General features: G+C 71.4%; 16 protein-coding genes, 1 tRNA gene and 1 pseudogene. 10 read left to right on the top strand and 8 right to left on the bottom strand.

Features of this window, described 5'->3' with window-relative positions; all coding sequences use genetic code 11:
- Nucleotides 1-104: 104 nt before the first annotated feature.
- Together ACIP64_RS11955 and hrpB are read left to right on the top strand one after the other, a co-directional pair.
- The gene (locus ACIP64_RS11955) at nt 105-962 is read left to right on the top strand and encodes a class I SAM-dependent methyltransferase (RefSeq protein WP_401584395.1); all 858 of its coding nucleotides are present in this window, start codon (nt 105-107) and stop codon (nt 960-962) included.
- Nucleotides 959-3,499 (top strand): ATP-dependent helicase HrpB, encoded by a 2,541-nt coding sequence (hrpB, locus tag ACIP64_RS11950; RefSeq protein WP_401584392.1) that lies wholly within the window; start codon nt 959-961, stop codon nt 3,497-3,499. The genes ACIP64_RS11955 and hrpB overlap by 4 nt, the downstream gene beginning before the upstream one ends.
- On the opposite strand, the pseudogene ACIP64_RS11945 reads toward hrpB, so the two are convergent.
- Both ACIP64_RS11945 and ACIP64_RS11940 read right to left on the bottom strand, forming a co-directional pair.
- A pseudogene (locus tag ACIP64_RS11945) lies at nt 3,480-4,218 on the bottom strand (hypothetical protein). The gene hrpB and the pseudogene ACIP64_RS11945 overlap by 20 nt on opposite strands.
- Before the next feature lie 110 nt (nt 4,219-4,328).
- Nucleotides 4,329-4,403 (bottom strand) — tRNA-Leu (locus ACIP64_RS11940).
- Between the two features lie 97 nt (nt 4,404-4,500).
- Between ACIP64_RS11940 and ACIP64_RS11935 the strand changes: the two genes are divergently transcribed.
- Nucleotides 4,501-5,133 carry an ANTAR domain-containing response regulator gene (locus ACIP64_RS11935; protein WP_401584389.1) on the top strand — a complete coding sequence of 211 codons (633 nt, stop codon included), beginning with the start codon at nt 4,501-4,503 and terminating at the stop codon, nt 5,131-5,133.
- A gap of 27 nt (nt 5,134-5,160) precedes the next feature.
- Here the strand turns inward: ACIP64_RS11935 and ACIP64_RS11930 are convergent, their stop codons facing one another.
- Entirely contained in the window at nt 5,161-5,742 is a 582-nt protein-coding gene (locus ACIP64_RS11930) for a hypothetical protein (protein WP_401584386.1), read from the bottom strand.
- 257 nt (nt 5,743-5,999) lie between these two features.
- On the opposite strand from ACIP64_RS11930, the gene ACIP64_RS11925 reads away from it, so the two are divergent.
- From ACIP64_RS11925 to ACIP64_RS11905, 5 genes are all read left to right on the top strand, one after another.
- The gene (locus tag ACIP64_RS11925) at nt 6,000-7,133 is read left to right on the top strand and encodes a branched-chain amino acid ABC transporter substrate-binding protein (protein ID WP_401584384.1); all 1,134 of its coding nucleotides are present in this window, start codon (nt 6,000-6,002) and stop codon (nt 7,131-7,133) included.
- 127 nt (nt 7,134-7,260) lie between these two features.
- Nucleotides 7,261-8,190, top strand: a complete 930-nt coding sequence (locus ACIP64_RS11920) for a branched-chain amino acid ABC transporter permease (protein ID WP_401584381.1) — start codon at nt 7,261-7,263, stop codon at nt 8,188-8,190.
- Nucleotides 8,187-9,557: a branched-chain amino acid ABC transporter permease gene (locus ACIP64_RS11915; protein WP_401584378.1), complete on the top strand. Its 1,371-nt coding sequence runs from the start codon at nt 8,187-8,189 to the stop codon at nt 9,555-9,557. The genes ACIP64_RS11920 and ACIP64_RS11915 overlap by 4 nt, the downstream gene beginning before the upstream one ends.
- Nucleotides 9,554-10,495 (top strand): ABC transporter ATP-binding protein, encoded by a 942-nt coding sequence (locus ACIP64_RS11910; protein ID WP_401584375.1) that lies wholly within the window; start codon nt 9,554-9,556, stop codon nt 10,493-10,495. The genes ACIP64_RS11915 and ACIP64_RS11910 overlap by 4 nt, the downstream gene beginning before the upstream one ends.
- Nucleotides 10,492-11,259: an ABC transporter ATP-binding protein gene (locus ACIP64_RS11905; RefSeq protein WP_401584373.1), complete on the top strand. Its 768-nt coding sequence runs from the start codon at nt 10,492-10,494 to the stop codon at nt 11,257-11,259. The genes ACIP64_RS11910 and ACIP64_RS11905 overlap by 4 nt, the downstream gene beginning before the upstream one ends.
- A 76-nt stretch (nt 11,260-11,335) precedes the next feature.
- On the opposite strand, the gene ACIP64_RS11900 is transcribed toward ACIP64_RS11905, so the two are convergent.
- Nucleotides 11,336-11,821 carry a PaaI family thioesterase gene (locus ACIP64_RS11900; RefSeq protein ID WP_401584371.1) on the bottom strand — a complete coding sequence of 162 codons (486 nt, stop codon included), beginning with the start codon at nt 11,819-11,821 and terminating at the stop codon, nt 11,336-11,338.
- A gap of 56 nt (nt 11,822-11,877) precedes the next feature.
- Complete coding sequence (locus tag ACIP64_RS11895) at nt 11,878-14,184, bottom strand: FdhF/YdeP family oxidoreductase (protein WP_401584368.1); 2,307 nt, start codon at nt 14,182-14,184, stop codon at nt 11,878-11,880.
- Nucleotides 14,185-14,251: 67 nt separating this feature from the next.
- Here ACIP64_RS11895 and polA point away from each other — a divergent pair, with 67 nt between their 5' ends.
- The gene (gene polA, locus ACIP64_RS11890) at nt 14,252-16,984 is read left to right on the top strand and encodes a DNA polymerase I (RefSeq protein ID WP_401584365.1); all 2,733 of its coding nucleotides are present in this window, start codon (nt 14,252-14,254) and stop codon (nt 16,982-16,984) included.
- On the opposite strand, the gene ACIP64_RS11885 is transcribed toward polA, so the two are convergent.
- The gene (locus ACIP64_RS11885; RefSeq protein ID WP_401584363.1) at nt 16,915-17,835 is read right to left on the bottom strand and encodes a DUF4184 family protein; all 921 of its coding nucleotides are present in this window, start codon (nt 17,833-17,835) and stop codon (nt 16,915-16,917) included. The two genes, polA and ACIP64_RS11885, sit on opposite strands and share 70 nt — an antisense overlap.
- Nucleotides 17,836-18,011: 176 nt before the next feature.
- Between ACIP64_RS11885 and ACIP64_RS11880 the strand changes: the two genes are divergently transcribed.
- The gene (locus ACIP64_RS11880; RefSeq protein ID WP_401584360.1) at nt 18,012-19,259 is read left to right on the top strand and encodes a lytic transglycosylase domain-containing protein; all 1,248 of its coding nucleotides are present in this window, start codon (nt 18,012-18,014) and stop codon (nt 19,257-19,259) included.
- A 131-nt stretch (nt 19,260-19,390) separates the two neighbouring features.
- Here ACIP64_RS11880 and pyk read toward each other — a convergent pair whose 3' ends face one another.
- A complete protein-coding gene (gene pyk / locus ACIP64_RS11875) occupies nt 19,391-20,839 on the bottom strand; it encodes a pyruvate kinase (RefSeq protein ID WP_401584357.1) in 1,449 nt (482 codons plus the stop codon).
- 174 nt (nt 20,840-21,013) lie between these two features.
- Nucleotides 21,014-21,742, bottom strand: coding sequence for an SIMPL domain-containing protein (locus ACIP64_RS11870; RefSeq protein ID WP_401584354.1), 729 nt, complete (start codon nt 21,740-21,742; stop codon nt 21,014-21,016).
- Nucleotides 21,743-21,799: the final 57 nt, after the last annotated feature.

Raw genomic sequence — 21,799 nt, 5'->3', positions numbered from 1 at the left:
GAGCACACCACGGGCGGAACACCCCGTACCGGGCACTGACGCAAGCACGTGCTGCGGCACCACCACAGCCACAGGTCACCACAGAGGGTACGACGACCACAGCGATGATCCAAGCACCGCCCCCCCAGCCCTTGCCCGAAGAAGCCGAGGCCACCCGCCGTACCGCGGGCACCACGGAGAGCAGCCGCGCCAACCGCGGCTGGTGGGACCGCAACGCCGACGAGTACCAGACCGACCACGGCGAGTTCCTCGGCGACGCCGAATTCGTCTGGGGCCCCGAGGGGCTGAACGAGGAGGACGCCCGGATTCTCGGGCCCGCCGAACGACTCGCCGGCACCGCCGTCCTCGAGATCGGCGCCGGCGCCGCCCAGTGCTCCCGCTGGCTCGCCGCCCAGGGCGCCCGCCCCGTCGCCCTCGACCTCTCCCACCGCCAGCTCCAGCACGCCCGCCGCATCGACCAGCACGCCACGGGAAGCCCGGGAAGCACAGCCCCCCGGTTCCCCCTCGTCCAGGCCGACGCCGGCGCCCTGCCCTTCGCCGACGCCTCCTTCGACCTCGCCTGCTCCGCGTACGGCGCGCTCCCCTTCATCGCCGACAGCGCCCACGTCATGCGCGAAGTACGGCGCGTCCTGCGCCCCGGCGGCCGGTGGATCTTCTCCGTGACCCACCCCGTCCGCTGGGCCTTCCCCGACGAACCCGGCCCCGAGGGCCTCACCGCCACCGCCTCCTACTTCGACCGCACCCCCTACGTCGAACAGGACGACCACGGACACGCCGTCTACGTCGAGCATCACCGCACCCTCGGCGACCGCGTCCGCGAACTGACCGCCGCCGGCTTCGTCCTCACCGACCTCGTCGAACCCGAGTGGCCCGCCTGGAACACCGAGGAATGGGGCGGCTGGTCACCACTGCGCGGCCGGCTCATCCCCGGCACGGCGATCTTCGTGTGCACCACCGCATGACCCCCGCGCCCCCCGGCCCCCGCCGGGACGCCCTCGCCGCCCTCCCCGTACGCGCCGCCCTGCCCGCGCTGCGCGACGCACTCGGCACCCACGGCTGCGCCGTTCTCGCCGCACCCCCCGGCACCGGCAAGACCACCCTCGTACCGCTCGCCCTCGCCGGCCTCACCGGTGACGGACCCCCGCGCCACGTCACCGTCGCCGAACCCCGCCGCATGGCCGCCAAGGCCGCCGCCCGCCGCATGGCCTGGCTGCTCGGCGAGGAAGCCGGGCAGCACGTCGGATTCACCGTCCGCGGCGAACGCAAGGTCTCCCCCGCCACCCGCGTGGAAGTCGTCACCACCGGCGTCCTGCTGCAACGCCTCCAACGCGACCAGGAACTCCCCGGCACCCACACCGTCCTGCTCGACGAATGCCACGAACGCCACCTCGACGCCGACACCGCCATGGCCTTCCTGCTCGACGTCCGCGCCACCCTCCGCCCCGACCTGCAGCTCGTCGCCGCCTCCGCCACCACCGACGCCGACGCCTGGTCCCGGCTCCTCCACGACGCCCCCGTCGTCCGCGCCGAGGCCCGCACCCACCCCGTCGGCGTCACCCACGCACCGCCCCCGCGCGGCACCCGCCCCCCGCACGGCATGCGCGTCGACCCCGCCCTCCTCGACCACATCGCCGCCACCGTGCGAACCGCCCTGCGCGACCACCACGGCGACATCCTGTGCTTCCTGCCCGGCACCGGCGAGATCGCCCGCGTCGCCGCACTCCTCGGCGACCTCCCCGGCCACGGCACCGACGTGCTCCAGCTCCACGGCCAAGCCCCCGCCGCCGTACAGGAGGACGTCCTCCACGGCGGCGACGGCACCCGCCGGCGCGTCGTCCTCAGCACCTCCGTCGCCGAATCCAGCCTCACCGTCCCCGGCGTCCGCGTCGTCGTCGACTCGGGACTCGCCCGCGAACCCCGCACCGACCACGCCCGCGGCCTCGGCTCCCTCACCACCGTCCGCGCCTCCCACGCCACCGCCGCCCAGCGCCTCGGCCGCGCCGGCCGCGAAGCACCCGGCCACGCCTACCGCTGCTGGAACCCGGCCGACGACACCGGCCGCCCCCGCTACCCCTCCCCCGAGATCGCCATCGCCGACCTCACCCCGTTCGCCCTCCAGGCCGCCGTCTGGGGCGCCCCCGACGCCACCGGGCTCGCCCTCCTCGACCCGCCCCCCGCAGGCGCCCTGACAGCCGCACGCGACGTCCTCGCCGCCATCGGCGCCACCCGCCCCGACGGCCTGCCCACCGACCACGGCGCCCGCATGGCCCGCGTCGGCCTCCACCCCCGCCTCGCCCGCGCCCTCCTCGACGGCGCCCCCAGCACCGGCACCCGGCGCGCCGCCGACATCGTCGCCCTCATCGCCGAAGAACCCCCGCGCGACTACGGCGACGACCTCACCACCGCCTGGCGCACCGCACGCCGCGCCCACGACGCCTACACCGCGCGCTGGCGCGCCGAAACCCGCCGCCTCGCCGCCGCCGCACCCGACCACCCCCAAACCGCCCTCACCGACGACACCGCCGCCGGCCTCATCACCGCCCTCGCCTTCCCCGAACGCGTCGCCCGCCGCCGCGCCGCCGGCAGCTACCTCATGGCCTCCGGCACCGCCGCCGAGCTCGCCGCCGGCACCCGCCTCGGCACCCCCGGCTGGCTCGCCGTCGCCGTCGCCGACCGCCCCGCCGGCGCCCCCACAGCGCGCGTCCGCCTCGCCACCGCCATCGACGAGGACACCGCCCGCACCGCCGCCGCCCCCCTGCTCACCGCCCGGGACGACGTCTCCTGGACCGACGGCGACATCACCGCCCAGCACACCGTCCGCCTCGGCGCCATCGAACTCGGCACCCGGCCGCTGACCGCCCCCGACCCCGCGCTCCTGCACGCCGCCCTCCTCGACGGCCTGCGCCGCGAAGGCCCCGGCCTGCTCACCTGGTCACGCGACGCCACCGCCCTCCGGCAGCGCCTCGCCTTCCTCCACCGCGAACTCGGCGACCCCTGGCCCGACGTCTCCGACGCCGCCCTCCTGGACCGGGCCGAGGAATGGCTCGCCCCCGAACTCGCGCGCGCCCGCCGCCGCGCCGACCTCGCCCGCACCGACGCCGGCGCCGCCCTGTCCCGTCTGCTGCCCTGGGCGGGCGGGGAGGCGGCCCGGCTCGGCGAACTCGCCCCGGAGCGCGTCGAGATCCCCTCCGGGTCGCGCGTACGCGTCTCCTACGACGGCGACCGGCCCGTCCTCGCCGCCAAGCTCCAGGAACTCTTCGGCTGGACCGCCACCCCGCGCATCGCCGACGGCCGCGTGCCCCTGGTCGTGCACCTGCTGTCCCCCGCGGGCCGCCCCGCCGCCGTCACCTCCGACCTCGCCTCCTTCTGGCGCGATGGCTACCGCGCGGTCCGCGCGGAACTGCGCGGGCGCTACCCGAAGCACCCCTGGCCGGAGGACCCGGCGACGGCCATGGCCACGCGGCACACGAAGGCGCGGCTCAATACTTCGGACCGATGAAGCGGTCCATGAGCGCGACGGACTCCTTGCGGGCGACGGAGATGTTGCAGGCGTTCGCCTGCCTCCAGGCGACACCCAGCGCGTCGAGGGTGTCGGTGCACAGACGCCGGATGTCGGCGGAGACGTTGGTGAAGAAGTAGCGCGGGTACGCGTAGCGCTTGGGTTGGCCGGCCACCGTGCGCGTGGTGCGGTTGACGACCCGGCTGCCGTCGGAATGGATGAGCCCGCGGACGAAGTCCCAGGGGTGCTCGTCGACGACCTCCTGCTGCCACGGTTCCAGCGCGATGGGCCGTTCGTGCTTCCTGCCCGGGCCGTGCTGCGGGAAGAGGCAGGACCAGTGGCTGCTGTAGGACGTCACCATGGTGCAGCCCGGAGTGCGGACGCGGCAGACGGAGTTGCCGGGGCGCACGGCCCGGACCGCTTCCTCGCAGGCGTCGATCAGTCCGGGCCAGGCGTCACCGCAGGCGATGCGCAGGGCGTACCCGCCCCGGGGCTGGCGGCTGATGCAGCCGTCGCCGAGGTAGAGGCCGAGCAGGTACGCGTAGGCCGGGCCCGAGGCGCGGCCGGTGCAGCCCGGACCAGGCCGCAGGGGGTTCGATGCGGACGCACCAGTCGCGGATGGCGGAGCGGGACATGCCGGTCATCCGGCTCACGGCATTGAGGCTGTGCCCCTGGGAGACGAGCGCGACGGCTCGGCGGCGTGCTGCGAGGTCGTACACGCGTCCGACGATGCGCCGGAAGGCGCTCGCCGGGGCCTCATTCGAAGCCTTGTTCACCCCAACCAGTGAAGATCGCCAATGGTTGGCGAACCTTGGAATTGAAGGCAGAGTGCCCCGGGTCGGATTCGAACCGACACTGTATGGGTTTTGAATCCATCGCCTGCTGCCAGTTGGGCTACCGGGGCCTTTCGAAACGAAGGGCAGTCTAGACCCTCCGCACCTCAAACATACCGCAGCTAGGTAGGCTCTATACCCAGCACCTGCCTTGGAACGAGGAGTCCCGTGAGCGCCGCCGAGCCCGAGCCCGTTGACGAGCACACGCACGTACCGCCGCACACCACCCGCGTGGTGATCGCCGAGGACGAGGCTCTGATCAGGCTCGACCTCAAGGAGATGCTCGAGGAGGAGGGCTACTCCGTGGTCGGGGAGGCGGGGGACGGCGAGACGGCCGTGAACCTCGCCGAGGAGCTCCGTCCGGATCTGGTGATCCTGGACGTGAAGATGCCGGTGCTCGACGGGATCTCGGCGGCGGAGCGGATCGCCAAGAACAAGATCGCGCCGGTGCTGATGCTGACGGCGTTCTCGCAGCGGGAGCTGGTGGAGCGGGCCCGGGACGCCGGGGCGATGGCGTACCTGGTGAAGCCGTTCAGCAAGAGCGACGTGGTGCCGGCCATCGAGATGGCGGTGTCGCGGTTCACTGAGTTGCGGGCGCTGGAGGCGGAGGTCGCGGACCTGAGTCTGCGGCTGGAGACCCGGAAGCTGGTGGACCGGGCGAAGAGCGTGCTGCAGACAAAGTACGGGCTGAGCGAGCCGGCGGCGTTCCGGTGGATCCAGAAGACGTCGATGGACCGCCGGATGACGATGCAGGCGGTGGCCCAGGCGGTGCTGGACGAGGTGGACGGCGCGGTCAAGTAGCCGTCGGGCCGCGGTCGGTGCCTGCCGTCAGGCGGAGCGGTCCGGCCAGTCGAGGTGTGGCAGAGGGATGTCCTTGGTGGGCATCCCTTTGTCGTTGGTGACGGCGAGCCGGTCGACGGCGGCGTCCTTGGGGATGTCGAACCAGAGGTCGTACTGGGCGCTGTCGTGGGCGCCGATGTCGAGGGTGAGCGGCTGGCGTTTGATCTGCATGGCCTCCCAGTCGACGGAGTGGCGGGTTCCGTCCGTGAGGACGAGGCGTTGGATGTCGTTGTCGAGGCGGGCGCTGACGGAGTCGTCGACGGTGACGTCGATTCTGATGCGGCAGAGGCGTCCTTTGGCGGGGTGTTCGGCGTGGGTGCCGACGATGACGGCGATTCCGCAGCGCAGCGCAATGGCGCGGAATTCGAGATTCCCGGGGTGGACGGCGGGTGCGTCGAGGGCGATCTCAAGTTGGCGCAGGGGGCGTTGGGGCGCGGTCCGGGGGGTGGCGGGCCAGAGAGCGGTGGCGACAAGGGCGGTGGTCAGGGCGCCGGCGAGGGCGGCTGTCGCGGCGACGGCGAGCAGGTGTCGGGCGCCTTGCGGTGGAGTGACGCCATTTCGGGCATTCATCCGCACTTCTTCCCCTGGACTCGTCCGGTTACCGGTAAGGACCGTTCTGTTTCCGGCACATGACCGAGGTCACTGTACGATCACATCTCTTCCATCGGCCTATCTGAGTGCCTGATCAGCGGATTACATTCCCGCCAACCCGCGTGGCTCCCACGCGGTCGCAATGCGGGGGGCCTACGGCCCGCCGACTGTAATCACTTGGGCGGATCCAGGGGGTCGTAGTGCTCAACAAAAAGCTCGTCAAGCTTGCTCTTCCGGTGGCAGTTGGCGCCCTTGCGCTCACCGCGTGCGGTGGCGGCAAGGACGACAGCAGCAATGGTGGCAAGCCGACGTTCTCCATCGGCTTCCAGGGTCCGTTGTCGGGTGACAACAGCGCACTGGGCATCAATGAGGACAACGGTCTGAAGCTGGCCGTGGACGAGGCCAACGCCAAGGGCGACCTGCCCTTCACGCTGAAGGTCGTGGACGGTGACGACCAGGGTCTTCCGGACCAGGCCCCCGCGGCTGCCCAGAAGCTCATCGGCGACACGAGCGTCGTCGCGGTCGTCGGTCCGGCCTTCTCGGGCCCGACCAAGGCCTCGGGTCAGCTGTACGCGCAGGCGCAGCTCGCCGCGGTGACGCCGTCGGCGACCAACCCGGGTCTGACCACCCTGGGCTTCACGTCGTTCCTGCGCGGTGCGCCGAACGACAACGAGCAGGGCGCGGGCATGGCCGAGTACCTGTCGAAGAAGGAGAAGGCCAAGAAGGTCTTCGTCATCGACGACAAGAGCGAGTACGGCGTGGGTCTTGCCGAGGTCGCGGTGAAGAGCCTGAAGGACGCGGGCGTCACGGTCGAGACGGACAGCGTTCCGGCCAAGACCCCTGACTACACGGCGGCGGCGACCAAGGTCGTCAACTCCAAGGCGGACGCGCTGATCTACGCGGGTTACTACGCCGACCTGGCTCCGTTCGCGAAGAAGCTGGCCGACGGCGGGTTCAAGGGCATCGGCATCTCCGGTGACGGTTCCAACGACGCGAAGTTCGTGGAACTGGCGGGCGCGGCGTCGGAGAAGTGGTTCCTGACCTGCCCCTGCACCGACGCGACGAAGAACACCAACACCAAGGCGTTCACCGACGCGTACACCAAGAAGTTCAACACGCCTCCGGGCACCTACTCGGCCGAGTCGTACGACATCGCGAACCTGATCATCTCCGAGATGAAGAAGCTGGGTAAGGACGTCACCCGCGACAAGCTGCTCGCGGCGCTCAAGGTCGTGGACTACAAGGGTCTGACCAAGGACTTCGCCTTCGACGACAAGGGCGAGCTCAAGACCAAGAACGTGTACCTGTACCAGGTGACCGGCGGCAAGATCGGTTACCTGGGTGACGTGGCCACCCTCAGCAACGGCTGATCCGGCTTCCGGCACCTGAGGTGGGGGGCGTGGGACGCGGCTCCGGCCGTCGCCCCGCGCCCCCCATCGCCGTGTCGGACGCGATTTCGCCGCCCTTCACCGGCTTCAGCAAGGACTCCCACGCACGATGAATCTCTTTCACAACTTCTGGGATTACTTCATCCCAGGGCTGACGACGGGGTCGATGTACGCCGTCATCGCCATCGGGTACACGTTGGTCTACGGCGTGCTCCAGCTCATCAACTTCGCCCACAGCGAGGTCTTCATGATGGGCGGCTTCGGTTCGCTCGTCGTGCTGTCCGAGCTCGCCCCACAGAGCCCGCACGGCTTCACGTCCGTGGTCTGGGTGATCGTCGGCATGATCGCCGGCGCTCTGGTCGGTGCGCTGACGGCGTTCGGACTGGAGAAGGCGGCGTACAAGCCGCTGCGCAAGCGAAATGCCCCGAAGCTGGTCTTCCTGATCAGTGCCATCGGTGCGTCGTTCTTCCTGTACAACCTGGCGGGCAAGCTGTGGGGCCGCAACCCTGTGCCGATGCCGGAGCTGTACACCAATGGTGAGGTCTTCAGCGTCTTCGGCACTCCGGTGAAGATCACTCAGCTGATCATCATCGGCTCCGCGGTGGCGATGATGATCGGCCTCGACCTGGTGGTCAACCGCACCAAGATGGGTGCCGGTATCCGTGCCGTCGCCCAGGACGCGGAGACGGCCGGTCTGATGGGCGTCGACATCGACAAGATCATCTCCCGTACCTTCATCATCGGCGGTCTGCTCGGTGGTGCGGCGGGCTTCCTGTACGGCTTCGGCATCTCGGGCCAGGTCTGGTTCACGGTGGGCTTCCTGCCGGGCATCAAGGCGTTCGCTGCCGCGGTGCTGGGCGGTATCGGCAACATCCGAGGAGCGATGCTGGGCGGTCTGCTGCTGGGCATCGTCGAGAACCTGAGCTCGCCGGTCTTCGGCACCGAGTGGGTCGACGTGACCGCGTTCGTGGTCCTGATCCTGGTGCTGATGTTCCGTCCCTCGGGCATCATGGGCGAGCGTCTGGGGAGGTCGGCATGAGCAACGCGACTGCTGCCAAGCCCTTCGCGGTGGACGTGGCGAAGCTGCGTCGCCGTGCGTGGTATCAGGAACCGCGCTGGGTACGGCTGTTCGGCATGCTGGTGCTGGGCTTCGTCCTGGCGCTGATGACGGGCGAGGACGGCAATCCGGCGGAGAGGCTCTCCGCGTTCACCGGCGCTTTCGAGTCGGCGCGGCTGTGGATCTGCCTGGCCATCACGGTGGCGATCTGGGCGCTGGCGGAGTTCGGCGGTCCGGCTCGTGACGTGGTCCGGCGGGCGACGGCGGGCGTGTCCGCCGCAGCAGCGCCGGCGAGGAACGCCTATGCGTCCAACCGCTGGCTGAAACTGGGTTCCCTGGCTCTCCTGCTGGTCCTGGCGATCGTGATCCCCGCCAACGCCAGTGTGGAGTGGCAGGAGATCCTGGTCAGCCAGATGGGCATCTACATGATCATCGCGGTCGGCCTGAACGTGGTGGTCGGCTGGGCCGGTCTGCTGGACCTCGGCTTCATCGCCTTCTACGCGATCGGGGCGTACTCCTGCGCCTACTGGACCGGCCACATGCCGGTGAAGCCGCCGTTCACGCTGAGCTCCCTGGAGTCGATCCCGTTCGCCATCGCCACCTGCCTGGTCGCGGGTGTGCTCCTGGGCGGCCCGACGCTGCGGCTGCGCGGTGACTACCTGGCGATCGTGACCCTGGGCTTCCACGAGATCGTGTACCTGGTCGCGAAGAACTCGGACGGTTTCACCGGCGGCACCCGTGGTGTCTTCGGCATCCCGAGTCCCGAGATCCACATCGGCCCGATCAACTACGTGTGGCACACCTTCGATCCGCTGCCGTACTGGTACCTGCTGCTGTTCTTCCTCGCGGTGCTGATCTTCCTGTACACCCGGCTGGAGCACTCGCGTGTCGGCCGCACCTGGACGGCGATCCGCGAGGACGAGGTGGCCGCCGCGGCGACCGGCATCAACACGGTGCGCTACAAGCTGCTGGCGTTCGGGATCGGCGCCTCGACCTCCGGCCTGGCCGGCGTGGTGTACGCGAGCAAGGTCGGCTTCATCAACCCCGAGAACTTCACGATCGTGTGGTCGGTGCTGGCGCTGGCCTACGTGGTCTTCGGCGGCATGGGCTCGATCGCGGGGGTGCTCTTCGGTGCCGCGCTGCTGGTGTGGCTGCCGAACGCGCTGAAGGACTACGTGCCCCCGGCGGACCGCTTCATCTACCTGGGTGCGCTGCTCGTCATCATGATGATCTTCCGTCCGCAGGGTGTGATCCCCTCCCGCCGCAGGCAGCGCGAGCTGCACATGGCGGAGGCGGGCATCGGCGACGCCGATGCGATGACCGAGCCGACGGGAGGAGTGAAGTCGTGAACGCGGTAAAGGACGCGGGCGTGGAGCCCGAACGGACCGGTGACACGGTGCTGCAGGCGCGTGGTGTGACGCTGCGGTTCGGCGGCCTCACCAGCCTGTCGGACGTCAACGTGACGATGCGGCGGGGCGAGATCCTCGCGGTGATCGGGCCGAACGGCGCGGGCAAGACCTCGCTGTTCAACTCCCTGACGGGTGTCTACATCCCGCAGGAAGGCGTGATCACCTTCCACGAGGAGGGCGGCACCGAGCGCAAGTTGCTGGGGACCAAGCCGTACCTGGTGAACCGTTACGGCGTGGCCCGTACGTACCAGAACATCCGGCTCTTCGGCGCCCTGACGGCACTGGAGAACGTCAAGATCGCGGCGGAGTCGCGGCAGAAGTCGGGAGCGATCTCGATCATGCTGGGCATGCCGTGGGCGCGGCGGGACGAGCGGGCCAGCGATAAGCGGGCCCAGGAGCTGCTGTCGTACGTGGGTCTGGCGGGCAAGCACAATGAGCTGGCTGCGAGCCTGTCCTACGGCGACCAGCGGCGGCTGGAGATCGCCCGCGCCCTGGCGACCGATCCCAAGGTGCTGCTGCTGGACGAGCCGGCCGCCGGGACGAACCCGACGGAGAAGCTGGAGCTGGAGCAGCTGATCCGCCGGATCAACCAGGACCTGGGCGTCAGTGTGCTGCTGATCGAGCACGACATGAAGCTCGTGATGTCGGTCGCCGACCGCGTCATGGTGCTCAATTTCGGCAAGGTGATCGCCGAGGGGCTGCCCGAGGAGGTGCAGCGCGATCCCGCGGTGATCGAGGCGTACCTGGGGTCGGCCGACGAGGAGGCCGTGGAGGCCGTGGAGGCCGTCGCGGAGATGGTGGAGATCGTCGAGGCGCACCACGTGGCCGAGACTCCCGAGGTCCCCGCCCCGCGTGATTCCGAGGAGGAGGGCCGATGACCGAGGCGGCCGGCTTCGAAAAGACGACGGGCAGTTCCGTCGCGGAGGCTCCGGCAATGCTGGAGCTGGTCGACCTTCAGGTGTTCTACGGCGCGATCCAGGCGCTCAAGGGCATCAATGTGACGGTCCGCCAGGGTGAGGTCGTGGCGCTGCTCGGTGCGAACGGCGCCGGCAAGACCACCACCTTGCGCACGATCTCCGGTCTGCTGCAGCCCCGCCACGGCGAGGTGCGGCTGGGCGGTGAGCGGATCGACGGCGTTCCCGCGCACAAGGTCGTGGAGCTCGGCATCGGGCACTCCCCGGAGGGCCGCCGGGTCTTCCCGGTGATGACGGTGCTGGAGAACCTGGAGATGGGCGCGTACCGGTTCAAGGGAGTCCCCAAGGACGACCTGGACCGCGTGCTGACCCTCTTCCCGCGCCTGGCGGAGCGGCGTTCGCAGCTGGCGGGCACCCTGTCCGGCGGTGAGCAGCAGATGCTGGCCATCGGCCGGGCCCTGATGGGGCGGCCGAACCTGCTGCTGCTCGACGAGCCGTCGATGGGTCTGGCGCCGCTGATCGTCCAGCAGATCTTCGAGATCATCAAGGAGATCAACGACCAGGGCACCACGGTGCTGCTGGTGGAGCAGAACGCCTCGCAGGCGCTGCAGCTGGCCGACCGCGGTTACGTCCTGGAGACCGGCGCGGTCGTCATGGAGGACGAGGCGTCGCGTCTGCTGTCCGACCCGCGGGTGCGGGCGGCGTACCTGGGTGAGGGCGCCGCGTAGCGGACGGCCTGCCCCTTGGTGCACGGAGAGCCGCCCCCGGAGTGTTCCGGGGGCGGTTCCGCGTTGCGGGCGCGTGTCAGGCGGGGGTGGTGCCGGGGGCGGGCGCCGCCGCCGGGCGCAGCGCGCAGGTCAGGCGGGCCGAGCAGACGCGGCGGTCCTGCTCGTCGCTGATGACGATCTCGTAGGTGGCGGAGGACCGGCCCCGGTGCACGGGGGTGGCGACGCCGGTGACGACGCCGGAGCGCAGCCCGCGGTGGTGGGTGCAGTTGAGGTCGACGCCGACGGCGACCTTGCCGGGGCCGCCGTGCAGCATGGCGCCGACGGAGCCGATGGTCTCGGCCAGGACGGCGGAGGCGCCGCCGTGGAGCAGGCCGTAGGGCTGGGTGTTGCCCTCCACGGGCATGGTGCCGACGACGCGGTCCGCGGAGGCCTCGACGATCTCGATGCCCATGCGGTTCCCCAGGCTGCCGGCGGAGAAGAGCGCCACCAGGTCGACGCCGAGGTCGGCGTACTGCTCGATGACCTCGGGCGGGAGAAGGCTCGTGGCGGTCTGCTCGGACATGGGCGGTGGCTCCGATCGTCGTCGTTCGGTGTACTGGGCCGTTTTCTACCCGACGGTCAGTGCGGGGTGCCGGGCGGGGTGGCCGCCTCCAGCCGGATCACGACCGACTTGGACGCGGGCGTGTTGCTGGTGTCGGCGGTGTGGTCCAGCGGCACCAGGACGTTGGTCTCGGGGTAGTAGGCGGCGGCGCAGCCGCGGGTCGTGGGGTAGTGCACGACGCGGAAGCCCTCGGCGCGGCGTTCGCTGCCGTCGGTCCACTCGCCGACGAGGTCGGCGTAGGCGCCGTCGGCCAGGCCGTGGGCGGCGGCGTCCTCGGGGTGCACCAGGACGACGCGGCGGCCGCCCTTGATGCCGCGGTAGCGGTCGTCGAGGCCGTAGATGGTGGTGTTGTACTGGTCGTGCGAGCGCAGGGTCTGCAGCAGCAGCCGGCCTTCGGGGACGTGCGGGTACTCCAGCGGGTCGGCGGAGAAGTTGGCGCGTCCGGTGGCGGTGGGGAAGCTGCGGGAGTCGCGGGGGGCGTGGGGCAGGGTGAAGCCGCCGGGGCGGCGCACCTTGGCGTTGAAGTCGTCGAAGCCGGGGATCACGCGCGCTATGTGGTCGCGGATGCGGTCGTAGTCGCTCTCCAGGCCCCGCCAGTCGACGGCGGAGTGCGGGAGGACGGCGCGGGCCAGGCGGCAGATGATCGCGGGCTCGGACAGCAGGTGGGGGCCGGCGGGCCGCAGGCCGCCGCGGGAGGCGTGGACCATGCCCATGGAGTCCTCGACGGTGACGAACTGCTCGCCGCCGGCCTGGAGGTCCTTCTCGGTGCGGCCGAGGGTGGGCAGGATCAGGGCGCGGGCGCCGGTGACAACGTGGGAGCGGTTGAGCTTGGTGGAGACGTGGACGGTGAGGCGGGCGCGGCGCATGGCGGCTTCCGTGACGTCCGTGTCGGGTGAGGCGGCGACGAAGTTGCCGCCCATGGCGAAGAAGACCTTGGCCCGCCCGTCGCGCAGGGCGCGGATGGAGTCGACGGTGTCCAGGCCGTGCTCGCGGGGCGGGGCGAAGCCGAATTCCTTCTCCAGGGCGTCCAGGAAGGCGGGGGCGGGCTTCTCGTAGATGCCCATGGTGCGGTCGCCCTGGACGTTGCTGTGGCCGCGCACGGGGCACACGCCGGCGCCGGGGCGGCCGATGTTGCCGCGCAGGAGGAGGAAGTTGACGACCTCCTTGATGGTGGGCACGGAGTGCTTGTGCTGGGTCAGGCCCATGGCCCAGCAGACGATGACGCTCTTGGCGCCGAGCACCATGGCGAGCAGTGCGTCGATGTCGGACTGCGGCAGGCCGGTGGCGCGGGCGACCTCGGCGGCGTCGGTGGCACGGGCGGCGCGCGCGAACTCCTCGAAGGCGTGGGTGTGCTCGTCGATGAAGGCGCGGTCCAGGACGGTGCCGGGCGCCTGCTCCTCGGCCTCCAGCAGGGCCTTGTTGAGGGCGCGGAAGAGCGCCTGGTCGCCGCCGAGGCGGATCTGCAGGAAGAGGTCGGCCAGGGCGGTGCCGCCGCCGGCGAGCCCCTTGGGGGTCTGCGGGTTCTTGAAGCGCTGCAGTCCCGCCTCGGGCAGCGGGTTGACCGTGACGATGCGGGTGCCGCCGGCCTTGGCCTTCTCCAGGGCGGAGAGCATGCGGGGGTGGTTGGTGCCCGGGTTCTGCCCGGCGACGATGATCAGGTCGGCGCGGTAGAGGTCCTCCAGCAGGACGCTGCCCTTGCCGATGCCTATGGTCTCCACCAGGGCGGAGCCCGAGGACTCGTGGCACATGTTGGAGCAGTCGGGCAGGTTGTTGGTGCCGAACTCGCGGGCGAAGAGCTGGTAGAGGAAGGCGGCCTCGTTGCTGGTGCGGCCGGAGGTGTAGAAGACGGCCTCGTCGGGGCCGCTCAGTGCGGTCAGTTCGCCGGCGACGATCTCGAAGGCCCGCTCCCAGGGGACGGGCTCGTAGTGGTCGGCGCCGTCGGGCAGGTACATGGGCTGGGTCAGCCGGCCCTGCTGGCCGAGCCAGTAGCCGCTGCGGCCGGAGAGGTCGGCGACGGAGTGCTCGGCGAAGAAGTCCGGGGTGACCCGGCGCAGGGTGGCCTCCTCCGCGACGGCCTTGGCGCCGTTCTCGCAGAACTCGGCGGTGTGCCGGTGCCCGGGCTCCGGCCAGGCGCAGCCGGGACAGTCGAACCCGTCCTTCTGGTTGACCTTGAGGAGGGTGAGAGCGGTGCGCCGCATGCCCATCTGCTGCTGCGCCATCCGCAGCGAATGGCCCACGGCCGGGAGCCCGGCAGCGGCGTGCTGCGGGGCGCTGACCTCGGGTGCGTCTTGAACGGGGTCGCCTGCTGGTGCTTTGCCTGCCATGGTTCCGATCCTGCCACGACAGGGCGGAGGACCGGCAGTGTCAGTCGGGCGTGGGAGGATCGGTTGCGTGGCAGCAAAGGCAGAGAAGACGAGCGCAGCGACCGGCACCGCACCCGAGGGGGGCGGGCGGCCCCGGTTGCTCCTGCTGGACGGGCATTCGCTGGCGTACCGGGCGTTCTACGCGCTGCCGGTGGAGAACTTCAACACGACCACCGGTCAGCCGACGAACGCGGTGTACGGCTTCGCGTCGATGCTGGCCAACACGCTCCGTGACGAGCAGCCGACGCATCTCGCGGTGGCCTTCGACGTCTCGCGGCACACGTGGCGGCTGGAGGAGTTCCCCGAGTACAAGGCCACCCGGTCCGCCACTCCGGACGAGTTCCGCAGCCAGGTGGAGCTGATCGGCGAGCTGCTGGACTCGATGAACGTGCGGCGCTTCGCCATGGAGGGCTTCGAGGCGGACGACGTGATCGCCACGCTCGCCACCCAGGCGGAGGCGCTGGGCTACGAGGTGCTGATCGTCACCGGTGACCGGGACTCCTTCCAGCTGGTCTCGGACCATGTCACGGTCCTCTACCCGACCAAGGGCGTCTCGGAGCTGACGCGCTTCACGCCGGCGAAGGTGGAGGAGAAGTACGGGCTGACGCCGGCGCAGTACCCGGACTTCGCGGCGCTGCGCGGCGACCCGTCGGACAACCTGCCGGGCATCCCGGGCGTGGGCGAGAAGACCGCCGCCAAGTGGATCACGCAGTTCGGTTCGTTCGCGGAACTGGCGGAGCGCGCGGGCGAGGTGAAGGGCAAGGCCGGTGAGAACCTGCGGGCCCACCTGGAGTCGGTGAAGCTCAACCGGCGGCTGACCGAGCTGGTCCGGGACGTGGCGCTGCCCTGCGGCCCGGAGGGGCTGGAGCGCCTGCCGTACGACCGCGAGGGCCTCAACGTGGTGCTGGACGCCCTGGAGTTCCGCCACCCGAACTTCCGGGAGCGGCTGTTCGCGGCCGACCCCGGGGCGCAGGAGGAGGAGCAGGAGATCGCCGGCGGTGTCGCCGTGGACGGCCGGGTACTGGGCACGGGCGAGCTGGCGGGCTGGCTGGAGGAGCACGCCGGCGGGCCGCTGGGCCTGGCCACGGTCGACGCCTGGGCGCTGGGCGCGGGCAGCGTCTCGGAGGTCGCGCTGGCGGACGCGGGCGGGCAGGCCGCCTGGTTCGACCCGTCCGCCCTGGACGAGAAGGACGAGCGGGCGTTCGCGGCGTGGCTGGCCGACCCGCAGCGGCCGAAGGTGGTGCACGACGCGAAGGGCCTGGCGCGGGTCCTCGCCGAGCACGGCTGGGGCGTGGAGGGCATCACGATGTGCACGGCGCTGGCCGCGTACCTGGTGAAGCCCGGCCGCCGTTCGTTCGCGCTGGACACGCTCTCGGTGGAGTACCTGGGCCGTGAGCTGTCCCCGGCCGGCGGCGAGGACGGCCAGCTGGCCTTCGGCGCCGACGACGAGGCCGAGGCGGACGCGCTGATGGTGCAGGCGCGCGCCGTGCTGGACCTGGGCGAGGCGTTCATGGGCCGGCTGGAGCAGGACGGCGCGCTGCGTCTGCTGCGGGAGGTCGAACTGCCGACGTCCGCGCTGCTGGCGCGGATGGAGCGGGCGGGCATCGCCGCGGACCGCGAGCATCTGGAGCGCCTGGAGCAGCGGTTCGCCGGCGAGGTGCAGCTGGCGGTGAAGGAGGCGCACGCCGCGGTCGGCCACGAGTTCAACCTCGGCTCGCCCAAGCAGCTGCAGGAGGTGCTCTTCGGCGAGCTGGGGCTGCCCAAGACGAAGAAGACCAAGACGGGTTGGACCACCGATGCGGACGCGCTGGCCTGGCTGGCGGCGCAGACCGAGCACGAGTTGCCGGTCATCATGCTGCGCCACCGTGAGCAGGCGAAGCTGCGCGTGACGGTGGAGGGCCTGATCAAGACGGTGGCGCCCGACGGGCGGATCCACACCACGTTCAGCCAGACGGTGGCGGCGACCGGCCGGTTGTCGTCGACCGATCCCAACCTGCAGAACGTGCCGGTGCGCACCGACGAGGGCCGGGCGATCCGCCGGGGCTTCGTGGTGGGCGAGGGCTACGAGTCGCTGCTGACCGCCGACTACAGCCAGATCGAACTGCGGGTGATGGCCCATCTGTCGGAGGACGCGGGCCTGATCGCGGCGTTCGACTCGGGCGAGGACCTGCACACCACCGTCGGCTCGTACGTCTTCTCGGTGCCGCCGGAGCAGGTGGACGCCGAGATGCGGCGGAAGATCAAGGCGATGTCGTACGGGCTGGCGTACGGGCTGTCGGCGTTCGGCCTGTCGGGGCAGCTGGGCATCGAGGCGGCCGAGGCGCGCGGTCTGATGGACACCTACTTCGAGCGCTTCGGCGGGGTGCGGGACTATCTGCAGCGCGTGGTGGAGGAGGCCCGGGTGACGGGTTACACCGAGACGCTGATGGGCCGCCGCCGCTATCTGCCGGACCTCACCAGCGACAACCGGCAGCGTCGGGAGATGGCCGAGCGCATGGCGCTGAACGCGCCGATCCAGGGCTCGGCCGCCGACATCGTCAAGATCGCGATGCTCAAGGTGGCCGCGGCGCTGGACGCCGAGGGGCTGCGGTCGCGGATGCTGCTCCAGGTGCACGACGAAATCGTGCTGGAGGTGGCCCCGGGCGAGCGGGCCGCCGTGGAGGAGCTGGTGCGCCGCGAGATGGCGGCCGCCTATCCCCTGCGGGCGCCGCTGGACGTGTCGGTGGGCGTGGGCACGGACTGGGAGTCCGCGGCGCACTGAGCCGTCCGGTCCCCGGTGCGGTGTGCCAGGCGCACCGCACCGGCGTGGACCGTGGCGGCCAGGGCCAGGCCGGCTCCGGCGCCGAAGAGCGCGGACGGGATGATCCCGGCGGCGTCGCCGGTGGCCTGGTACCACTGGCCGGCGCGTACGGCGGCCGCGGCGGCGGTGGTGGTCCCGAGGGCGGCCAGGGCGATGGCGCGGGCCCGCCGGGACAGCTTCGGCAGCCGGGAGCCCTGCTCTCCGGCCCGGTCCGGCGCGGTGTGCGGTTCGGGGGTGTGCGGTTCCGGCACGGCGCGCAGCGCGCGGATCCCGTACCGGGCCAGCAGCACCAGTGCCACGGCCGAGGTGCCGTACTGCGCGTACTTGTGCAGGGGTGTGCCGTGCACCTGCTGGTCCAGGACCGGCAGCAGGCGGACGCCCCAGCGGTCGTGGTGGGTGAACGCGTCCCAGACCACATGGGTGACGGCACCGGCAGCGGCCGAGACCCAGAAGGCGGCGGCGGACCGCACTGTGGGCCGGCGCCGGTCGCCGCATCCGGTGAGTACCCAGGCGCGGTCCCGCCACCGCCCGGGCAGCAGTGCCACGACCGGCTCGCGCAGCAGCACCCAGCCGCCGGCCAGGGCGGCCGCGATGAGCGGGTCCGCGGTGACCAGGCCCAGCGGCGCGTGCGTGAACGTGCCGTAGCCGTACACCCCGGAGACCAGGGAGTCGGCGAAGTAGGGCACGTCCGGGGCGAAGGAGCCGGCGACCAGGGCCGCGGCGACGAGCGGGCCGCGTCCGCGGGGGGTGCCGCGGCGGTCCTGCCGCAGGCCGGGCAGCACCGCGAGGGCATGGCTGATCGTGAACGGCATGCAACCTCTTTCCGAACATGTCTGTCAGATCAGTATGCGACGCTTTGGACGGTAGCTCCGTTCAGGAAGTTGCCGTAGGGTCACCAGGGTTGTCGCGCAGGGAGACGCACAACTCGGTTTCGGGAGGGGCAGCTCATATGCGAGCGCGGTACGGACGGCGGATCCGCAGGGGAGTCTTGGGCACCGCGGTGGCCGCCGCGGCCATGGCGGCGCTGACGGGCTCGCAGTCCGCGGCGGGCTTCCCGCAGATCGTCAACACGAGTTCGGGTGCTCCCGTCACGCCCCCGCCGGGCGACCCCATCGACGGCGGCTCGCCGGACTACTACACCGCGCTCCCGCCGCTGAACACGCCCGCGCCCGGTTCGTCCGTGACGCCCGGCACCGGTGCCGGTACCGGCACGGGCACGGGCACGGTGGGCACCGACGGTTCGGGGCTGCCGGCGACGGTCCTGGAGGCGTACCGCCGGGCCGAGGTGGCGCTCGCCGCAAGCGACCCGGGCTGCAACATGCGCTGGGAACTGCTGGCCGCGATCGGCCAGGTGGAGTCCAACCAGGCGCGCGGCGGCAACGTGGACTCCGAGGGCACCACGATCACGCCGATCCTCGGCCCGGTCCTGAACGGCGAGGGATTCGCGAACATCACCGACACCGACAACGGCGTGTGGGACGGCGACTCCGTCCACGACCGTGCGGTCGGCCCGATGCAGTTCATCCCGCAGACCTGGCAGACCTGGGGCGCCGACGGCAACGGCGACGGGGTGAGCAACCCGAACAACATCTTCGACGCGGCGCTCGCCGCGGGCCGTTACCTGTGCGCGGGCAACCGCGACATGTCGGTGGAGAGCAACCTCCACCAGGCCATCCTCGGCTACAACCACTCCGAGGCGTACCTGAACACCGTGCTGGCCTGGTACGCGCACTTCCGCAAGGGCGGCATCGTCTCCCTGCCGGACATCGGTGGCGCGGGCAGCGACACGCCGGAGATCGTGCCACCGTCGTCCACGCCGTCGCACTTCCCCACCTGGTCGCCGTCCCCGTCGGCCTCGCCGCACCCGTCGGGCCCCGGTTCGCCCCGGCCCACCGTGTCGCCGACCGGCACGATCGGCAGCCCCACGCCCACGGGCGGCACCTCGCCGACCGGTCCCGGCGGGCCGAGCGGTCCCACGGGGCCGACCGGACCGACGGGGCCCACCGGACCGACCGGCGACCCGACCACGGACGACCCGACGACGGGCCCGACGGACACGCCGACGGACCCCACGTCGTCGCCGACCTGCCCGACCCCGTCGGCCACGGACGGCACGACCCCCACGCCCACGGACACCGCCTCGCCGGACCCCTGTGCGACGGGCACGCCCGGCGAATCGCCCTCCCCCTCCGCCACGGAGACCGAGGGCGCCACCGCTTCCGGCAAGGCCGGCTGACCGGGTCGATCCGAACCGCGGCGCGGAGGCCCGCCGCCGGCGGGTTCAGGCGGACAGCGCGTCAGGCGAGGAAGCCGATCCTGCGGGTTCCTCGCCTGACGCGCTGTCGTTCTTCGCGGGACCGCGGGGGTTCAGCGGCCCGCGGGACCGGAGGGGTAGTCGTCCTCCCCGATGTGGTGCACGCGCACGAGGTTGGTGGTGCCCGCCACGCCGGGGGGCGAGCCGGCCGTGATGACCACGGTGTCGCCCTTCTGGCAGCGGCCGATCCGCAGCAGTTCCTCGTCGACCTGCCGGACCATCTCGTCGGTCGTCTGCACCACCGGCCCGATGAAGGTCTCCACACCCCAGGTGAGGCTGAGCTGCGAGCGGGTCGCCGGCTCGGGGGTGAAGGCCAGGACGGGGATCGGCGAGCGGTACCGGGACAGCCGGCGGACGGTGTCGCCGGACTGGGTGAACGCCACCAGGTACTTGGCGTCCAGGAAGTCGCCGATCTCGGCCGCGGCGCGGGCGACGGCACCGCCCTGGGTGCGGGGCTTGTTCTGCTCGGTCAGCGGCGGCAGGCCGCCCGCGAGCATGTCCTCCTCGGCGGAGGCGACGATCCGGCTCATGGTCTTCACCGTCTCGACGGGGTGCTTTCCGACGCTGGTCTCGCCGGACAGCATCACCGCGTCGGCGCCGTCCATGACCGCGTTGGCGACGTCGGAGGCCTCGGCGCGGGTGGGCCGGGAGGACTCGATCATCGACTCCAGCATCTGGGTCGCCACGATCACCGGCTTGGCGTTGCGCCGGGCGAGGGCGACCGCGCGCTTCTGGACCAGGGGAACGGCCTCCAGCGGCATCTCGACCCCGAGGTCGCCGCGGGCAACCATGATGCCGTCGAAGGCGGCGACGATCTCCTCCAGGTTCTCCACCGCCTGCGGCTTCTCGATCTTGGCGATGACGGGGACCCGCCGGTCCTCCTCGCGCATGATCCGCAGGACTTCCTCGGCGTCCCGGCCGCTGCGCACGAAGGAGAGCGCGACGAGGTCGACCCCGGTGCGCAGCGCCCAGCGCAGGTCGGTCACGTCCTTCTCGGACAGGGCCGGCACGGACACGGCGACGCCGGGGAGGTTCAGGCCCTTGTGGTCGGAGATCAGGCCGCCCTCGATGCACATGGTGCGCACGCGGGGGCCGTCGACCTCGGTGACCTCGAGGGTGACGCGGCCGTCGTCGACGAGGATCCGCTCACCGCGCGTGACGTCGCCGGCGAGACCGGCGTACGTCGTGCCGCAGACCAGCTGGTCTCCCTGGACTTCCTCGGTGGTGATGGTGAACTCGTCACCACGTTCAAGGAGTACGGGTCCTTCGGCGAAACGTCCCAGTCGGATCTTCGGGCCTTGAAGGTCCGCGAGGATCCCGACACTGCGGCCGCTCTCGTCGGAGGCCTTGCGCACGCGCTGGTACCGCTCTTCGTGATCGGCGAGGCAGCCATGGCTCATGTTCAGGCGGGCGACGTCCATTCCGGCCTCGACCAGAGCCTTGATCTGGTCGTAGCCGTCGGTGGCGGGCCCGAGGGTGCAGACGATTTTTGCTCGGCGCATGGGGCGAGCCTATGACCTACTTCACAGTAGAGAGCCCGCGGAAGGCGACTGTCCCACGTCGCCATGATTAACGCTTGTCGACAATCGATGAACAGACGTCCGCGACATTCGGGATGATGCCGTGCGAACAGCGCACATGCCCCCAAGAGCCGCGCCGGCGGCCGTCCCGCGCCCTCAGCCGCCGGACGCCGCGGGCCCGCCCGACAGGTCCGGGGCCGTCATGGTGAAGTGCGCCGTGACCTGTGCGTACACGCTCTGTTGCTCCGGTTCCATGTCGAGGGGCCTGGCCATGTCCTCCGCGCTTCCGGGGGCGCCGGCGAAGGCGGCGGCCCGCATCGCCGGGCGGCCCGGGAAGGCCAGTGTCTGCTGCATGCCCTCGTCGGCCAGTTCGACCAGGGCGAGCAGCCGGGCGCCGAGCGCCTCGGCGTACTCGCGGGCGCGCTGCACGGCGTCGCGCACGGCCTGCTGCCGGGCCGCGCGGTAGGCCGGGGAGTCGGGGCGCAGCGACCACCAGGGGCCGTCGACGCGGGTGAGGTCGAGGTCGGCCAGGCGGGTGGCGAGTTCGCCCAGGGCGGTGAAGTCGGTGAGGGTGACGCCGATGCGAACGCTGCCGTGGTAGGCCCGGATCCGCTCCCCGCGCCGGCGTTCGCGCAGCTCCGGGGTGATCACGAAGGCGCCGGTCTCCAGCTTGTCGACCGCCTCGCCGTAGCCCTTGACGAGGTCGAGCACCGCCGTGTTGCGGGCGCCGAGGTCGTCCAGGGTGGCACGGCGGTCGGTGCCGCGGGCGCTGACGGTGACGGCGATCCGGGCGAGTTCGGGTTCGGCCTCGAGGGTCGCCTCGCCGCGGACGCCCACGTGCGGGACCTCGGGGGTCGGGTACGTCCTGGCCGCTTCGTTCGTCATGCGTCCCACTGTTCCAGGGCGGGACGTCGCTGACGAGTCATCTGATCGCAACGTGGC

This window comes from Streptomyces sp. NPDC088733 (assembly GCF_044751185.1).
GTDB lineage: Bacteria > Actinomycetota > Actinomycetes > Streptomycetales > Streptomycetaceae > Actinacidiphila.
The sequence above is the reverse complement of the archived record's forward strand: the minus strand, read 5'-3'. Positions and strand labels throughout refer to the sequence as shown.

Coding starts and splice junctions, on each gene's coding strand:
- ACIP64_RS11955 (WP_401584395.1), top strand. CDS start 105: ATGATCCAAGCACCGCCCCCCCAGCCCTTGCCCGAAGAAGCCGAGGCC.
- hrpB (WP_401584392.1), top strand. CDS start 959: ATGACCCCCGCGCCCCCCGGCCCCCGCCGGGACGCCCTCGCCGCCCTC.
- ACIP64_RS11930 (WP_401584386.1), bottom strand. CDS start 5,742: ATGAATGCCCGAAATGGCGTCACTCCACCGCAAGGCGCCCGACACCTG.
- ACIP64_RS11920 (WP_401584381.1), top strand. CDS start 7,261: ATGAATCTCTTTCACAACTTCTGGGATTACTTCATCCCAGGGCTGACG.
- ACIP64_RS11915 (WP_401584378.1), top strand. CDS start 8,187: ATGAGCAACGCGACTGCTGCCAAGCCCTTCGCGGTGGACGTGGCGAAG.
- ACIP64_RS11905 (WP_401584373.1), top strand. CDS start 10,492: ATGACCGAGGCGGCCGGCTTCGAAAAGACGACGGGCAGTTCCGTCGCG.
- ACIP64_RS11900 (WP_401584371.1), bottom strand. CDS start 11,821: ATGTCCGAGCAGACCGCCACGAGCCTTCTCCCGCCCGAGGTCATCGAG.
- ACIP64_RS11895 (WP_401584368.1), bottom strand. CDS start 14,184: ATGGCAGGCAAAGCACCAGCAGGCGACCCCGTTCAAGACGCACCCGAG.
- ACIP64_RS11885 (WP_401584363.1), bottom strand. CDS start 17,835: ATGCCGTTCACGATCAGCCATGCCCTCGCGGTGCTGCCCGGCCTGCGG.
- pyk (WP_401584357.1), bottom strand. CDS start 20,839: ATGCGCCGAGCAAAAATCGTCTGCACCCTCGGGCCCGCCACCGACGGC.
- ACIP64_RS11870 (WP_401584354.1), bottom strand. CDS start 21,742: ATGACGAACGAAGCGGCCAGGACGTACCCGACCCCCGAGGTCCCGCAC.